Consider the following 13,971-nt stretch of genomic DNA (forward strand, 5'->3'; position numbering starts at 1 on the left):
CGCGGGCGTTCAGGCGGGGCCGGAAGCCGGCTCAGCCCTTGGCGTTCAGCTCCTCGATGCGGGCGCGGCGCTGGGCCTGCTCGCGCGGGTCGGGAACCGGCAGCGAGGCGATCAGTCGCTGGGTGTAGTCGTTGCGCGGGTTGGCCAGCACCTGCGAGCCCAGACCTTCCTCCAGCAGCGTGCCGCGGAACAGCACGCCCACCCAGGTCGCCAACTGGTCCACCACCGCGAGGTCGTGGGAGACGAACAGGGCGGCGAAGCCCAGCTCGGCCTGCAGCTCGCGGAACAGCTGAAGCACCTTGGCCTGCACCGAGACGTCCAGCGCGCTGGTCGGTTCGTCGGCGATCAGCAGCTTGGGCTCCAGCGCCAGGGCGCGGGCCAGCGAGGCGCGCTGGCGCTGGCCGCCGGAGAGCTCATGCGGGTAGCGGTTGGCGAAGCCTGAGGGCAGCTGCACCGCTTCAAGCAGCTGGGCCACCTTGGCGCGGGTGGCCGAGGCGCCGAGTTCGCGGTGCACCATCAGCGGTTCGGCGACGCATTCGCCGATGGTCAGGTGCGGGTTGAAGCTGGCGGCCGGGTCCTGGAACACGAAGCCGATCTGCTCGCGCAGCGGCTTGAAGCTGCGTTCCTTGAACTGCGCCATTTCATAGCCCAGCACCTTCAGCGAGCCGGAGGTCATCCGGTTCAGGCCGGCGATGGTTCGCCCGATGGTGGTCTTGCCGGAGCCGGACTCGCCGACCAGGCCGTAGACTTCCCCGGCGTGGATCTTCAAATCGACCTTGTCCACGGCGGTGAAGCCGGGGGTGCCGAGGCGTCCCGGGAAGTGGACGACCAGGTCCTTGGCCTCGACCAGTACCTCGGCGCCGGCGACCGGGCGTTCGGCCATGCCTTCGGAGGCGCTTTCGCGGCCCAGGTGCGGCACGGCGGCAAGCAGCGAGCGGGTGTACTCCTCCTGCGGGGCCTCGAAGAGGGTCAGCGCTTCGGCTTCCTCCACGATTTTGCCCTGGTTCATCACGATGACCCGATCCGCAATGTCGGCGACCACCCCCATGTTGTGGGTGATGATCACGATGGCGGTGCCCAGCTCGCTGCGCAGCTCGCGCAGCAGCGACAGGATTTCCGCCTGCACGGTGACGTCCAGTGCCGTGGTCGGCTCGTCGGCCACGATCAGCCCGGGCTTCAGGGCCAGTGCCGCGGCGATCACCACACGCTGCTTCTGGCCTCCGGAGAACTGGTGCGGGTAGTAGTCCACCCGCTGCTCGGGATCCGGGATCCCGACCTGGCGCATGGCCTCGATGGCGCGCGCCTTGGCTTCCTTCTTGGAAATCTTGTTGTGGGCGCGGATGCCCTCCATGATCTGCCAGCCCACGGTGTAGACCGGATTCAACGCGGTCGAGGGCTCCTGGAAGACCATGGCCACGTCCCGGCCGCGGGCGGCGCGCAGGTCCGCCCCGTGCAGGGTCAGCATGTCCTTGCCGTTGAGGTATACAGCTCCGCTGGCGGCTCCGTTCTCCGCCATGATACCCAGCGCGGTGCGCGCGGTCACTGACTTGCCGGACCCGGATTCGCCCACGATGGCCAGGATCTCCCCGGCCTTGACCGTGAAGTCCACGCCGCGCACGGCGGGAACCGCACCTGCGTCGGTGACGAAGTCGATGTTCAAGCCCTCGACGCGCAGCACGGCGCCGCGGTCCTCGGTGATGGTTGGCGCTGCGTGGCTCATGCTCCGGCTCCTGCTTGGGTGATGCGCTTGGCCTTCTTGCGGCTGAAGCGGCGCAGGCGCGGGTCATTCAAATCGTTCATGGACTCGCCGACCAGGGTCATGCCCAGCACGGTGATCACGATGGCCAGGCCCGGGAACAGGCCGGTCCACCAGATGCCGCTGGTGGCGTCCGACATCGCGCGGTTCAGGTCGTAGCCCCATTCCGATGCGCTGGTCGGCTCGATGCCGAAGCCCAGGAAGCCCAGGCCCGCCAGGGTCAGCAGCGCCTCGGTGGCGTTCAGCGTAAAGATCAGCGGCAGGGTGCGGGTGGCGTTGCGCAGCAGGTGGGTGAACATGACCCGCCACGGGCTGGCGCCGATGACCTGTGCGGATTCCACGAACGGTTCGGCCTTCAGGCGCATCACCTCGGCGCGCACCACGCGGAAGTACTGCGGGATGAACACCACGGTGATGGAAATGGCCGCGGCCATGACGCCGCCGAACACTGTTGACTGGCCTTGGGAGATCACGATGGACATCACGATGGCCAGCAGCAGCGACGGGAAGGCGTAGATGGCGTCGGCGAGGACCACCATGATGCGGTCGAACCAGCCGCCCAGGTAGCCGGAGACCAGGCCCAGCAGCACGCCGAGGAACAGCGACATCACCACGGCGGCGATGATCACGAAGATCGCGGTCTGCGCGCCGAAGACGGTGCGGGAGAACACGTCGTAGCCGCCGGAGGTGGTGCCCCAGATGAATTCCCCGCCCGGCGCGGCCTGGCGCGGGAAGTCGCCGTTGGCGTCGCCCGACTGGGCGAAGCCAAACGGTGCGATCAGCGGCGCGAAGATCGCGGTGATCAGGAACAGGCTCGTGAGAATCAGGCCGCTGACCAGCATGCCGCGCTGGAGCCCGGAGGACATCTTCAGGTGGGAGATGATCGGGAGCTTCTGGACCCACGACTTGTTCGAGGCGGGAAGAGTAGCGGTGCTCATGATTAGTACCTGACTCTCGGGTCGATCAGTGCGGCCAGGACGTCGACGATGAAGTTGGTGAAGGCGACGATGATCGCCAGCAGCACCACGATGCCCTGCACTGCCACGAAGTCGCGCGCGGTGAGGTATTCGGCGAGCTTGAAGCCCAGGCCCTTCCATTCGAAGGTCGTTTCGGTTAGCACCGCGCCGCCGAGCAGCAGCGCAATCTGCATGCCCATTACGGTGATGATCGGGATCAGCGCGGGACGGTAGGCGTGCTTGGTGGTGAGGCGGAATTCGCTGACGCCGCGCGAGCGCCCGGCCTCCACGTATTCACGGCCCAGGGTGCCGATGGCATTGGTGCGCACCAGGCGCAGGAACACCCCGCCGGTGAGCAGGCCCAGCGCAATGGCAGGCAGGATGGCATGCTGGGTGACGTTCACGAACGCCTCCATGTTGCCGCTGCGCAGCGCGTCGAGCCAGTAGATGCCGGTGGGCGCCTGCAGCGTGGTCAGCTGCAGTTCGGTCTGCCAGCCTGCGCGGCCGGCGATCGGCAGCCAGTGCAGCCAGACGCCGAAGATCAGCTTGAGCAGCAGGCCGGCGAAGAAGACCGGGGTGGCGTAGGCCAGGATGGCCAGCACACGCAGGATGGCGTCCGGGTAGCGGTCGCGGAACTTCGCGGCGACCAGACCCAGCGGAATGCCCACGATCAGCGCCACGAGCACGGCATTGATGGCCAGTTCCAGGGTGGCGGCGCCGTAGGTGGTGAGGATGTCGGTAACCGCGGTGTTGTCGGTCAGGGTGCGGCCCAGGTTGCCGGTGAAGATCTGCCCCAGGTACTCGAAGTACTGGATGAACAGCGGCCGGTCGTACCCGGCCTCGTGGATACGGGCGGCGAGCTGGTCCGGGGTCAGTCGCCCGCCCAGCGCGGCGGTGATCGGGTCGCCGGTCACGCGCATCAGGAAGAAGACCACCGTGATGAGGATGAAGACGGTGGGGATGATCAGCAGGAAGCGCGTGATCACGTAACGGAGGAATCCCCCGCCCTTCTGCTTGGCTGGCTTGGGTGCCGCCAGCGGGCTGGGAACTTGTCCCGGTGGAGACGTGATGGTCATCGTCAATCCTTTTGAAATCGCAAAATACGTGCGTTGCGCCGGGAGATCCCCGGGCGCAGATTTAGGGGATCCGCCGCGCGGGATCCCATGGATTCCGCGCGGCGAACCCCCTGGGGTTCAAATCAAGCCGGTGCGCTGATGATTACTTGCTCAGAACGCCCATGCGGAACTTGAACGATGGGTCCAGGGTCTTCTCGACGCCCTGCACGTCCTTGCCCGCCACGGCGACCTGCGCGCCCTGCAGCAGCGGCAGGGTGGAGAGGTCCTCGGCGACCATGGTCTGCAGGTCCTCGATGGCCTTCGTGCGTGCGGCTGCGTCGGCCATGCCGCGCTGCTCGGAGATCAGCTTGTCGACCTCAGGGTTGTCGTAGTTGTTCGACAGGAAGTTGTCCTTGGCGAAGAACGGCGACAGGAAGTTGTCGGCATCCGAGTAATCGGGGAACCAGCCCAGCTGGTAGGCCGGGTAGTCGGTGACGCGCTGTTTCTGGTAGGTGACCCACTCTGTGGACTTCAGGTCCACCTTGAACAGGCCGTCGGCTTCCAGCTGCTTCTTCACCAGGGCGTACTCGTCGCCCGAGCTCGGGCCGTAGTGATCCGGGTTGTACTGCAGCGGCAGGCTGACCGGGATGTCCACTCCGGCGTCCTCCAGCACCTTCTTGGCCTTGGCCGCATCCGGCTTGCCGTCGGTGCCGTACAGGTCCTTCAGCGGCTCGATGGCGCCGGTGAAGCCCTGCGGAACGTAGGAGTAGGCAGGGGTGTAGGTGTCCTTGTAGACCTCGGTGGCGATGGCCTGGCGATCGATCAGGTTCGCGGCGGCCTGGCGCACGGCCAGCGACTTGGCGGCATCGGCGTTCGCGGTCTTGGCGCCGTACGGCATGGTGTCGAAGTTGAACACGATGTAGCGCAGCTCGCCGCCCGGTCCCTTGTGGACGGTCAGGCTTTCTTCCTTGCCCAGGTCCTCGACGTCGGTCGGGGTCAGCGAGCGCCAGGCGACATCGATGTTGCCCTGCTGGATATCCAGCTTCAGGTTGTTCGAATCCGCGTAGTACTTAATGGCCGCCGACTTGTTGGCCGGTGCGCCGAGCACGCCGGCGTAGGCGTCGTTGGCGGACATCGAGATCAGGGAGTTCTTGTTGTACGAGTCGATCACGTACTGGCCGCCGAAGGCCTTGCCTGCGATGATCTCCTCGTCGGCGAGGACCTTGTCGGCTGGGAAGACTTCGTCATCCACGATCGGGCCGACCGGCGAGGTGAGCACCTGCGGGAATGTCTGGTCGTTGGCGACCTTCAGCTTGAAGACCACGGTGGTGGCATCCGGTGCGGTGATGGACTCGACGTTGCCCAGCAGCGAAGACGGGCCGTTCGGATCGGCGATCTTCAGCTGGCGGTCGAAAGTGAACTTCACGTCCTTGGAGTCCAGATCGTTGCCGTTGGCCCACTTCAACCCCGGCTTCAGCTTGACGGTGAACTCGTTGTCCGAGGTGTACTCGGCGGACTCGGCCAGGTCGTTCGACGGCTCTGGGCTGCCGGGCTCGGAGTTGAGCAGGAAGGGGAAGATCTGGTTCATGACCATGAATGAACCGTTGTCGTAGGAACCGGCCGGGTCGAGCGAGGTGACCTTGTCCGTGGTTCCCAGGGTGATCGGCGCGCCTGATGCGTCGCCGCTTGGCGCACCCGATGCGTCGCCGTCATTGGAGGCGGAAGAGGTGCAGCCGGTCAGTGCGAGGGCGGAAATTCCCAAAGCGGCCGCGGCGAGTCGCAGCCCGTTCTTCTTGCGAGTCATGAAGTGATCCTTAATCTGTGAGCATGCTTGCGGTGATTGAAAACACATGCTTCACATAGACTAAGTGATACAGCCCACCTGTGACCAATAGCACGCTGGGTCAAGTCGCAAAAATTTCGCTTCCGGGCCTGATTTCGATGCTTTGGCTCACAGCTTCCGTGCCTGACGTCCCGTTTTCCACCCGGCTTGGATGCGCGGGCGCACCGGTAGATTAGGCTGGTAGGCGATGATGACACGTAGAGACGCCGCCATTGCGTTGGATATCCCCCTAGAAATGGCCAAGAAGCACGGCATCCCCTCGAAGATGAGCGAAGCCGAGTTCCGCGAGCTGAATTCAAATCCGCCGGCATGGCTGGCCCAGTCCCGCGCCAACCGGACCGGCAAGCGCCCGGTCTGGGTGCATCTGGTCTGCGAAGTATGCGGCACCGAGGACTACGAACGACCAAAGAAATGGTGGCCGACCTTTGACTTCGTGCACTGCTCTCATCACTCCCCCGCCCAGCTGCCGAAACTGGAAGCCGGCCGGACACGGGTCGAGTACCCGGATATCTCCGCGCGCATGTACGGCATCGTCGACGAGGACTAGCAACCGCTTGCAGGGCCCGTGACCCTTGCCGGTTAATCCAACGTCGAGAAAACCCTGCGGCGCCTGACGTCCCGAGGGACGGCAGCCACCGCAGGGTTTTTTTCGCTTCGCTCCTGGCTCCATCCGGTCAGCGCGTGCGATCAGGCCTGACGGCTTTCCATGTACTTGAGGATTTCCACCTGGACGTCCAACATGTCCTGGTTCGTGAAGTCCAGGACCACGGCGTCTCCGGCCATGGCCCCAATACCGGTTGCTCCGATGCTCAGGTTCCCCTTGACCAACTGCGGGCCGCTCAGGCTTGGCGGACCGTCAAGGTCCAGGGATTCCTTCTTGTTGAGCAGGAAAGCTCCGACCTCCTCGGTCTGAGGCGTGCTGAACGCCATTCCCATTGACTCGAGGGACTCATATTCGAACGCGTCATCTTTCCATTGGAAGGTAAACCCCACGGTCGCATGCTTCGCCAGGTCTGTCGACTGCTTCGCGGCAGCCTCCGTAATCCAGATGCAGCTCACGTCCGTTTCCCCAGGGTTATCCGAATAGGTGGTCACGGTTTCGTCGGCAAACACCAAACCGTCAAACAGGCCGCCGCTGAGCTCTGCAACTTCTGCACAACTGGGAGAAGGTAACTTGCCGCCGGAGGTGGCGATGGGCGGATCGGCCGGCGGGGCCGCTTCGGCGCCAGCCGCCGCTTCGCCCGACGACGGCGTAGGGTCGGCGCTCTTGCACGCGCTCAGGGATACTCCCAGCAACAGGGCGGCGGAGACGGACAGCAATTTTCGTGCTCGCATAAAACCTTCCAATACATAGTCGGTACATCATGTGGCATCTGCCTGCATCGCCCTGGAAAAATAGATCCCCACCTGAGGCGGCACGGGCAACAAGCTATCATCAAGCGCTTGACGCTGCGAGCATATGCGGCAGATTTCCTCGCCAAGGCATTGGATTTCCATTTCGGCGCCGCCGATGCTATACGCGGCGGAGAAGCAACGCCCGAATCACACAAGCGCCCCTCGACCTTCCTGCAGTCCATGCGCCGTACGTCATGGGGCCGGGGCGCTTCAAACCCCAGCGCGGCGGCTACTTCCAGCCGATGTCCTTGACGACCTTCGTAATGTTGGTCATCACATGCTCGTTGTAGTCGACGCCCAGCTGGTTCGGCAGGGCGAAAAGCAGGTAGTCGGCTTCGGACATGGCCGCATCGCGGGTGAACAGCTCGGCCAGCTCGTCCAGGGAGCCCGCATAGGTCGGGCCGGAGCGCGCCCGCATGCCTTCGATCTGCCCGACCGAGTCGCCGCGCTCGCGGCGCCCGAAGTACAGGTCGTCGGTATCGGTGAGCACCGGGAAGGCACTGCGCGTCACCGCGGTCTGCCCACCTGTCGTGTGCCCGTTTGCATGGTAGGACTCAAGGTAGCGGCGGATCTGGTCGCGCTGCGCGATGTGGAAGGGACGCCCGTCGTCCTCCAGCAGCAGGGTCGAGGACAGCAGGTTCATGCCTTGGCGACCGGCCCACTCAGCAGTCTCGAATCCCGCCGCGCCCCACCAGATGCGGTTTTCCAATCCCGGGGAGACCGGGGTGATCGGAAGCAGCCGACCGCCGTGCTGCTCGGGATGCACCGGGCGGGCGATGGGCGTGCCTGCAATGGCTTCGCGGAAGGTGGCTGCGCGTTCGCGGGTCACGCTGGACCAGCTCTCGCCCTCGTCCAGCGTGTAGCCGAACAGCTCCTGGCCGTTGGCTGCGGGCTCGGGTGAACCGCGGCTGATGCCCAGCTGCATGCGGCCACGGGCGATGGCATCAGTCACCGCGGCTTCTTCGGCCATGTACAGGGGGTTCTCGTAGCGCATGTCGATCACACCGGTGCCGACTTCAAGTGTGGTTGTCGAGGCGGCCATGGCCGCCAGCAGAGGGAACGGTGCGGACAGCGAACGGTCGAAGTGGTGCACCCGCAGCCAGGCTCCGTCGAAGCCGCTGCGTTCGGCGGCCTGCGCTAGATCCACCATCTGCCTCACCGCGGCGGCGCCCGTGGGAACCGCGGAGTTTGCAGTGCCCGACCAGTGGCCGAAGGTCAGGAAACCAATTTTCTTTGGCATGTCATCTCCGTTTGAACAAAGTCGGTGGTCTTTTCACCTACCAGACACAATAGTAATTGACGCGTCAATATTCCTGTTATGAGTACGCTCACAACATGCCCCTGTCCGCAGGCCGATCCCCCTAGGAGGCCCTTGCATTCGCCCGTTGCAGTGCCAATAATTGCGAGCAACTAGCCGAACCGAGGAAAAGCGGCGCAATGAATGCACTTGTCCATGAGACCATCACGCTGAGCAGGCGCATCCCCTTTCCCTGTGCCGAGGTCTGGGATGCCTATGCCGACCCCGCGCGCCGCTGCGTGTGGGGCGTACCGGCAGGGGAAGGCATCGAGTACGCCGCCGAGCACTTCCGCGAAGGCGGACGTGAGAGCTACCGCTGCGGCCCGCTGGGTTCCCTAGATTTCCTCGTCGAGGCGCAGTACCTCCGCGTGGTCGAGCAGCAGCTGATCGTCTATGCGGAAACCGTATGGACCAACGAGACACCGCTGTCCTCCGCACTGGTCTCCTGGATCTTGGAGCCGTTGGGCGGCGCGACGCAGGTGGCTGTCACCAGCCAGGTGACCTCTTTCGTCGGAGCGGGCATGATCGAGGGCAGCCGTTCCGGTCACCGCATCGTGCTGGCGCAGCTCGGCAGGTTCCTTGCCGACGCTGCCGCTGACGCTCCGGACCCGGGCGGCATGGAAGGACCCGGGGGCTACGGCGAGCGCTAGTTAGGATCAGAAACCCTGATCATGCCGTGCGCCCCCTTCTCGCCGTCCGACATGTAGTGCGTGACGAACGGGTAGTTCCCGGCCTCGGGCAGCGCCAGCTCCACGAATCCTCCCTGCGCGGGGGACAAGGCCAGGGATTGGGAACCCCCGCCGGTTCGATCGCGGGCGTCCAGCTGGTAGGCGCCTTCGAAGTACACGGTGTCGAACTGGCCGCCGATCACGTGGAAGCTGCTGGGCCTGTTGGGGCCCGCGGCGAGTACCCAGATGCGGATGCGTTCACCGGTGGCAACCTGCAGCGGGTCGAAGGAGTATTGATTTGCATAGCCGTTGAACACCACCAGGTCGGGGTTCCCTCCTGCAGTCTTGTCCACGTCCACCGGTTGCCCTTCCGCGCCGAGGTAGTACTCGGACTGCACCATCACATACGACTTGTCCACCGCGGGCAGGTCCTCGGGTTCGATGATGACCGCTCCGTACATGCCGTTGGCGATGTGTGAGCTCATGGGTGCGGTGGCGCAGTGGTACATCCAGATCCCCGACTTGGTGGCGGTGAACGTGTAGGTCAGTTCCTCGCCAGGGGCGATGGTTCGCATCGGTTTGTCCGGGGCCAGGGACCCGGCGTGGAAGTCGATGGAGTGGCCCATGGTGCCGTCGTTGTAGAGCGTGATTTCGAATTTGTCGCCGATCCGTCCGTGCAGGACCGGACCCGGGGCGGTGCCGTTGAAGGTCCACAGGTTCTGTGTGAACCCCGGCGACACTTCGGCCTGCAGCTCGCTGACCGTGAAGCGTTGCTTGTGCAGCGCCGGCTTGCCGGTGTCCGCAGGCAGTGGATCCAGTACCGGGTTGCGTGCGGTGAATCCGTCCGCGGGCTGGGCCTGCAGGTCGGGTCCCGCGGCCGCGGGCGGCTGGCCAGCATCCTGCAGGTGTCCGTGGGACGTCTCTGGTGCCGTGTCGCCGGGTGCGGCGGCGGCGCCGGTCACCACGATCCGCATCACCATGCCCATCTGCTTGTGCCCGACGATGGAGCACCAGCCCTCCATGTCTGCGGTGATGACCCCGGCGTCCACGGTGGCGCTCTGGCCCGGTGCCAGGCGCCCGGAGTCGCTCCCGTTGGCCAGCACCAGGTCGTGGACCTGCGTGGCATCGGTGTTGGCCAATTCGATGACCAGCCGTGTTCCTGCTTCCACCTCGATGGTGGAGGGTGTGAACCGCATGTCCTTGGCGGTCATCTGCACGGTCTTGACCGGTGCGTTGGCAGGGTCGACCGGCTGCTGCGCGGTGGAAGCGGCCGGCGGGCGGATCCCGGCGGCCGCGGGATCCAGTGCTACGCCGACGGCGATCACCAGCACAACCGACATAAGACCTGCGGCCGCCTGGCCCAGGCGTTGGCCGGGCGGGCGGGCGCCTTCGGGTTCCACCGGGCCGCGCTCGCGGGCCCTCGGCTGGCCTGCGGATTCCGCGGCTTCTTTCTTGGCCAAGCGATGGGCCTTCAAGGCGGTGAAGAGCAAGGGGATGAAGCTGCCCATGGCGCCGAGGTAAAGCACCGAGCACAGCACACGCACCAGCGAGGAGATCGGCAGGGCGCAGGCCAGCAACGCTGCGTTGGCCATGCTCACCCGCCAGGCGGCTCCACGGTCGAAGGCCGTGGCCGCCGCGCGGACCGGGCGCGGCCCGCCGCCCAGCGCCACGGGCACCAGATAGGACAGCGCGCCCAGCAGGATCTGCGCGGCGAAGCCTGCGGCCAGGTACGGCACGATGGTGTCGAAGTGCCGGCCCATCTGCGTCCAGTCGCCGCTGGCAGCCAGGGCGTAGAGCGTCCACACCAGGGTGCCCGTCCACCAGCAGACCGCGGACAGGACCGACAAGGTGGCGAAGCTGCGCGGCGGCTTGGCCCTGGCGGCATGGATGAAAGGCGAGGCCGTCATTCCCAGCCCTGCCAGATAGCCGAGCACACCCAGGGCTGCCACCAGCAGCAGCCCCGCGGCCGCCCCGCCCGCGGCCACCAGCACCGAGGCTGCGAGTACCGGCAGCGCCCGGCGCAGGCGCACCGCGGCATGGGGGGCGATGCGGGTGCGCAGCATCGTGGGCCACAGCGTGATCAGGGTTCCGGCGACGGTCAGCCCGACCCAGCCCAGCAGGTTCACCAGTGCATGGGCCAAGGTCAGCCGCTCATGCAGCGGAGAAGCGAGCCCGGCGGAAATCCAGGTTCCCAGCCCGGCGCCGATCGGCAGGAAGCAGGCGGCGGCGATGTAGTAGCGCACGCTCGCGGCATAGGGCGAGGGCAGCGCGCCGCGCAGGCTGCGGTACAGCCAGGCTCCGTGCCATGCCGCGGCCACGGCGACCAGCAGCGCACCGGCCAGCGTCAACGGCCACAGTTCGGCAAGCACCCCGGCAACCACCACGGCGGCGCCGCCGTTCATCAGCCCCAGGCGCAGCGACTGCCGGCGGCGTTCCTGGACGGTCACCACGCGTTTGAGCAGCGCGGTGGCGAAGTACTGCGACCAGACCAGAATGGCGTGGGACAGCGCGCCGAGCAGCAGCAGGTGGATCAGCAGCCAGCGGGGCGCCGGCAGCTGGCGGTGGACCAGCGCGACGACAACCACCAGGATCAGCCACAGCGCCGTGGGCAGGTCGCGCAGAGGCCAGAAACCCCGGCCGGGGACCTTCGCTGCGGCGGGCCCGGTGCTCAACGGCAGGTTCATCTAACGGATTCCTTCCCGGAGGTAGGTGCGGACGTGAGCGCCAGCAACGCGCTGGCGAGGGCCACGAACACGAAAAGCAGCAGCGCGACGACGTTGAGAACACCACCGACCTGCCATGCCAGCTGCCCACCCAACCCGTTGCCGAGCCACAGGCGGATCACCAAGCCGGCATGCATGAGGATCACCGGCGGCCACATGGCCTGGCGGTAGGGAAGGTCGATGGCCAGTACGGCCGGCAGGATCGTGGGCGCATGGGCCATGATCATGGACATCACGAAGCCCAGGAAAACCGCGTGCACCGCAGTATCATAGGCGCCGGAGCCGGCCGGGTACCCCAGCATCCAGACGACGCCGGCAACCAGCAGCCAGAAGTAGCCGGCCAGCAGGCAGGCCGCCATGTAGCGCGGCGCGCCCTTCAACTTGACGGTGCGCCGCGCGACGTCGTTGACCGCCAGCCAGAGCACCAGTGCGCACAACACCAGGCCGAAGAGCACGGTCCCGGCTTGGACGAACAGCGTGGACGCCGCGGCGGACATGAGCAGCGCAACGTTGAGGACCACCGCCAGGGCTTGCGAGCGCGAGGTCAACTGGATGCGGGCCAGCTCAACCCGTTCCCCGGCGATGGTCATCACCAGGAACGCAGCCAGCCACGGCAGCAGCAAGGAGATCTCCACTCCGCCGGCGTACAGCACGGTGGCGCCCAGCCCGGCGCAGGCGCCGAGCATCTGGATCAGCACCGCGTCGGCACGCTGCCTGCGCCACAACGGGTAGTAGGTGGCCAGCAGGGCGGCCATGCCCAGGATCAGCAGCGTTCCGGTCAGCGCCCGGGGCGCGGCGAACAGCTGGCTGCCACCGCCTAGCGCCAGCAGGACGGGCGCCGCGTAGCCCGCGGCCCGCCCCCAGGCCACCGCTCGCTCCAAGGCAATCATCGCTCCGACAAACCCGAAGACCATGGCCAGCGAATGCGCCGGCCCCCACGCGGCAATCTGCACCGGGGCGGGTACATCCAGCAGGATCAGCGCCGCATCCAGCCCGGCCAGCAGGCACAGGCCAGCCGGGAGCATCAGGGCCAGGCGCCACCGTCCCCGGCGTTTAGGCCTGGACGGCGCAGCATAGGAGGCCGGGCTCATCGTTGCCCCTCGCGCTGTGGCGATAGTTCAAGGCGGCAGCCGTGCTCCAGCGCGAACGGCAGGATCCGGCTTCCTGCAGGATCCCGTCCGTGGGACTGCAAGATCCCCCGCACGATCCCCAGATGCACGTTGCAGATGACCTGCGGGTTCTCCCGGGCCGCGCTGAGCAGCGGGCAGGAGAGCAGCGACACGCTGTGGTCGGCTTCGAGGCGGGGCGCAAAACCGAGCGCAGCCAGCGAGTCGATAACGGCGCCACGGGCATCGCCTTCCAGGGCGGCTTCTGGCAGCGTTGCGCCCCAGCGCTGGCCAGCCTCGATGCCGGCCCGGGCCGGGTTGTCGCTGAGCAGCGCCACCTGGTCGGCCAGTACGTTGGCCAGCGCGGCGAACGGCGAGGGGGTTGGCGCCGCGGCCCGCCAGATCCAAGCTGGCCGCCCGCGGCCGGTGGCGGGCGCGGACTCCCGCTGCACGTACCCGTCGGCGAGCAGCGCGTCCAGATGGCTCCGGACAGTGTTCTCATGCAGGCCCATGAACTCGGCCACCTGAGGCAGGCTCAGGCCCTCGCTCCGCATTTCGACCAGCGACAGTATCCGCTCGCGGGTCGACGAGTGAACGCGCCCGCCTCCGCTGCGCCGGGGCGCTCCGCCATCCGGTCCTTTGCCCATGATTCCGCGCCTCCTTGGAGCCAGCTCTTTCCCGCCCCGCTATTTTCCACTAAGTTAAGTGTAATAAAATAAATCGAACCGCACCACGCGGACCGGCATGCGCCCCACGCGACGACGCCGGACCAGGGCAAGGGAGCAGATCATGACAGAACGCATCGAGATTTCCGGCAACAGGGAAGAAGCCCTGAAGCAGCAGGCACCGGGCGGCTGCGCCTGCGGCGGGCATGACGAGGACCTCCCCCAGCTCGATGTCCAGGCGATCCCCCATGCGGTCCGCCACGCGGCCATCTTCGGCGCGCTGGATTCATTGCGGCCCGGCGCAGGCCTGGTGCTGTCGGCCACGCATAATCCGCTGCCGCTGCTGGCCCAGCTGCGGCAGCGCGATGCGACGGCCTTCGAGGTCAGCTACCTCGAAGAAGGCCCGCAGCGGTGGAAGCTCAAGTTCGTGCGCAGCTAGCCGGTCGAAACAGCGATGGCCCCGGCCTGCGCGAAACCCGTTGAGGTTTCGCGCAGGCCGGGGCCATC

General features: G+C 66.4%; 12 protein-coding genes. 3 read left to right on the plus strand and 9 right to left on the minus strand.

Annotated elements, in window-relative coordinates:
* Positions 1-31: 31 nt before the first annotated feature.
* From ACTX90_RS11270 to ACTX90_RS11285, 4 genes are all read right to left on the minus strand, one after another.
* The gene (locus ACTX90_RS11270; protein WP_047119512.1) at positions 32-1,720 is read right to left on the minus strand and encodes a dipeptide ABC transporter ATP-binding protein; all 1,689 of its coding nucleotides are present in this window, start codon (positions 1,718-1,720) and stop codon (positions 32-34) included.
* The gene (locus tag ACTX90_RS11275) at positions 1,717-2,694 is read right to left on the minus strand and encodes an ABC transporter permease (protein ID WP_047119513.1); all 978 of its coding nucleotides are present in this window, start codon (positions 2,692-2,694) and stop codon (positions 1,717-1,719) included. Before ACTX90_RS11275 ends, ACTX90_RS11270 begins: the two co-directional genes overlap by 4 nt.
* A gap of 2 nt (positions 2,695-2,696) precedes the next feature.
* Complete coding sequence (locus ACTX90_RS11280) at positions 2,697-3,794, minus strand: ABC transporter permease (RefSeq protein WP_047119514.1); 1,098 nt, start codon at positions 3,792-3,794, stop codon at positions 2,697-2,699.
* A 136-nt stretch (positions 3,795-3,930) separates the two neighbouring features.
* Positions 3,931-5,571, minus strand: a complete 1,641-nt coding sequence (locus ACTX90_RS11285) for an ABC transporter substrate-binding protein (protein ID WP_443442088.1) — start codon at positions 5,569-5,571, stop codon at positions 3,931-3,933.
* A 226-nt stretch (positions 5,572-5,797) separates the two neighbouring features.
* Between ACTX90_RS11285 and ACTX90_RS11290 the strand changes: the two genes are divergently transcribed.
* Entirely contained in the window at positions 5,798-6,157 is a 360-nt protein-coding gene (locus ACTX90_RS11290) for a hypothetical protein (RefSeq protein ID WP_047119516.1), read from the plus strand.
* A gap of 140 nt (positions 6,158-6,297) precedes the next feature.
* On the opposite strand, the gene ACTX90_RS11295 is transcribed toward ACTX90_RS11290, so the two are convergent.
* Both ACTX90_RS11295 and ACTX90_RS11300 read right to left on the minus strand, forming a co-directional pair.
* Positions 6,298-6,945, minus strand: a complete 648-nt coding sequence (locus tag ACTX90_RS11295) for a hypothetical protein (RefSeq protein WP_443442089.1) — start codon at positions 6,943-6,945, stop codon at positions 6,298-6,300.
* A 289-nt stretch (positions 6,946-7,234) separates the two neighbouring features.
* Positions 7,235-8,245, minus strand: coding sequence for an LLM class flavin-dependent oxidoreductase (locus ACTX90_RS11300; protein ID WP_443442090.1), 1,011 nt, complete (start codon positions 8,243-8,245; stop codon positions 7,235-7,237).
* A 197-nt stretch (positions 8,246-8,442) separates the two neighbouring features.
* Between ACTX90_RS11300 and ACTX90_RS11305 the strand changes: the two genes are divergently transcribed.
* On the plus strand, positions 8,443-8,952 hold the full coding sequence (locus ACTX90_RS11305) for an SRPBCC domain-containing protein (RefSeq protein WP_052772410.1): 510 nt from the start codon (positions 8,443-8,445) through the stop codon (positions 8,950-8,952).
* Here ACTX90_RS11305 and ACTX90_RS11310 read toward each other — a convergent pair.
* From ACTX90_RS11310 to ACTX90_RS11320, 3 genes are read right to left on the minus strand one after another with little or no spacing between them, the layout of a single operon-like run.
* Entirely contained in the window at positions 8,949-11,654 is a 2,706-nt protein-coding gene (locus tag ACTX90_RS11310) for a multicopper oxidase domain-containing protein (RefSeq protein ID WP_443442091.1), read from the minus strand. The two genes, ACTX90_RS11305 and ACTX90_RS11310, sit on opposite strands and share 4 nt — an antisense overlap.
* On the minus strand, positions 11,651-12,784 hold the full coding sequence (locus ACTX90_RS11315; protein ID WP_443442092.1) for a DUF8744 domain-containing protein: 1,134 nt from the start codon (positions 12,782-12,784) through the stop codon (positions 11,651-11,653). The genes ACTX90_RS11310 and ACTX90_RS11315 overlap by 4 nt, the downstream gene beginning before the upstream one ends.
* Entirely contained in the window at positions 12,781-13,446 is a 666-nt protein-coding gene (locus ACTX90_RS11320; RefSeq protein ID WP_424573550.1) for a helix-turn-helix transcriptional regulator, read from the minus strand. The genes ACTX90_RS11315 and ACTX90_RS11320 overlap by 4 nt, the downstream gene beginning before the upstream one ends.
* Before the next feature lie 142 nt (positions 13,447-13,588).
* Between ACTX90_RS11320 and ACTX90_RS11325 the strand changes: the two genes are divergently transcribed.
* Positions 13,589-13,903: a DUF2249 domain-containing protein gene (locus ACTX90_RS11325; RefSeq protein WP_120989216.1), complete on the plus strand. Its 315-nt coding sequence runs from the start codon at positions 13,589-13,591 to the stop codon at positions 13,901-13,903.
* Positions 13,904-13,971: the final 68 nt, after the last annotated feature.

The sequence above is a fragment of the Glutamicibacter soli genome, assembly GCF_052322135.1.
Classification (GTDB): domain Bacteria; phylum Actinomycetota; class Actinomycetes; order Actinomycetales; family Micrococcaceae; genus Glutamicibacter; species Glutamicibacter soli.

What these genes read in the sequence shown, in the direction of transcription:
- ACTX90_RS11285 (WP_443442088.1), bottom strand. Translation starts at nt 5,571, where the DNA reads ATGACTCGCAAGAAGAACGGGCTGCGACTCGCCGCGGCCGCTTTGGGA.
- ACTX90_RS11290 (WP_047119516.1), top strand. Translation starts at nt 5,798, where the DNA reads ATGATGACACGTAGAGACGCCGCCATTGCGTTGGATATCCCCCTAGAA.
- ACTX90_RS11325 (WP_120989216.1), top strand. Translation starts at nt 13,589, where the DNA reads ATGACAGAACGCATCGAGATTTCCGGCAACAGGGAAGAAGCCCTGAAG.
- ACTX90_RS11275 (WP_047119513.1), bottom strand. Translation starts at nt 2,694, where the DNA reads ATGAGCACCGCTACTCTTCCCGCCTCGAACAAGTCGTGGGTCCAGAAG.
- ACTX90_RS11305 (WP_052772410.1), top strand. Translation starts at nt 8,443, where the DNA reads ATGAATGCACTTGTCCATGAGACCATCACGCTGAGCAGGCGCATCCCC.
- ACTX90_RS11295 (WP_443442089.1), bottom strand. Translation starts at nt 6,945, where the DNA reads ATGCGAGCACGAAAATTGCTGTCCGTCTCCGCCGCCCTGTTGCTGGGA.
- ACTX90_RS11310 (WP_443442091.1), bottom strand. Translation starts at nt 11,654, where the DNA reads ATGAACCTGCCGTTGAGCACCGGGCCCGCCGCAGCGAAGGTCCCCGGC.
- ACTX90_RS11270 (WP_047119512.1), bottom strand. Translation starts at nt 1,720, where the DNA reads ATGAGCCACGCAGCGCCAACCATCACCGAGGACCGCGGCGCCGTGCTG.
- ACTX90_RS11315 (WP_443442092.1), bottom strand. Translation starts at nt 12,784, where the DNA reads ATGAGCCCGGCCTCCTATGCTGCGCCGTCCAGGCCTAAACGCCGGGGA.
- ACTX90_RS11320 (WP_424573550.1), bottom strand. Translation starts at nt 13,446, where the DNA reads ATGGGCAAAGGACCGGATGGCGGAGCGCCCCGGCGCAGCGGAGGCGGG.
- ACTX90_RS11300 (WP_443442090.1), bottom strand. Translation starts at nt 8,245, where the DNA reads ATGCCAAAGAAAATTGGTTTCCTGACCTTCGGCCACTGGTCGGGCACT.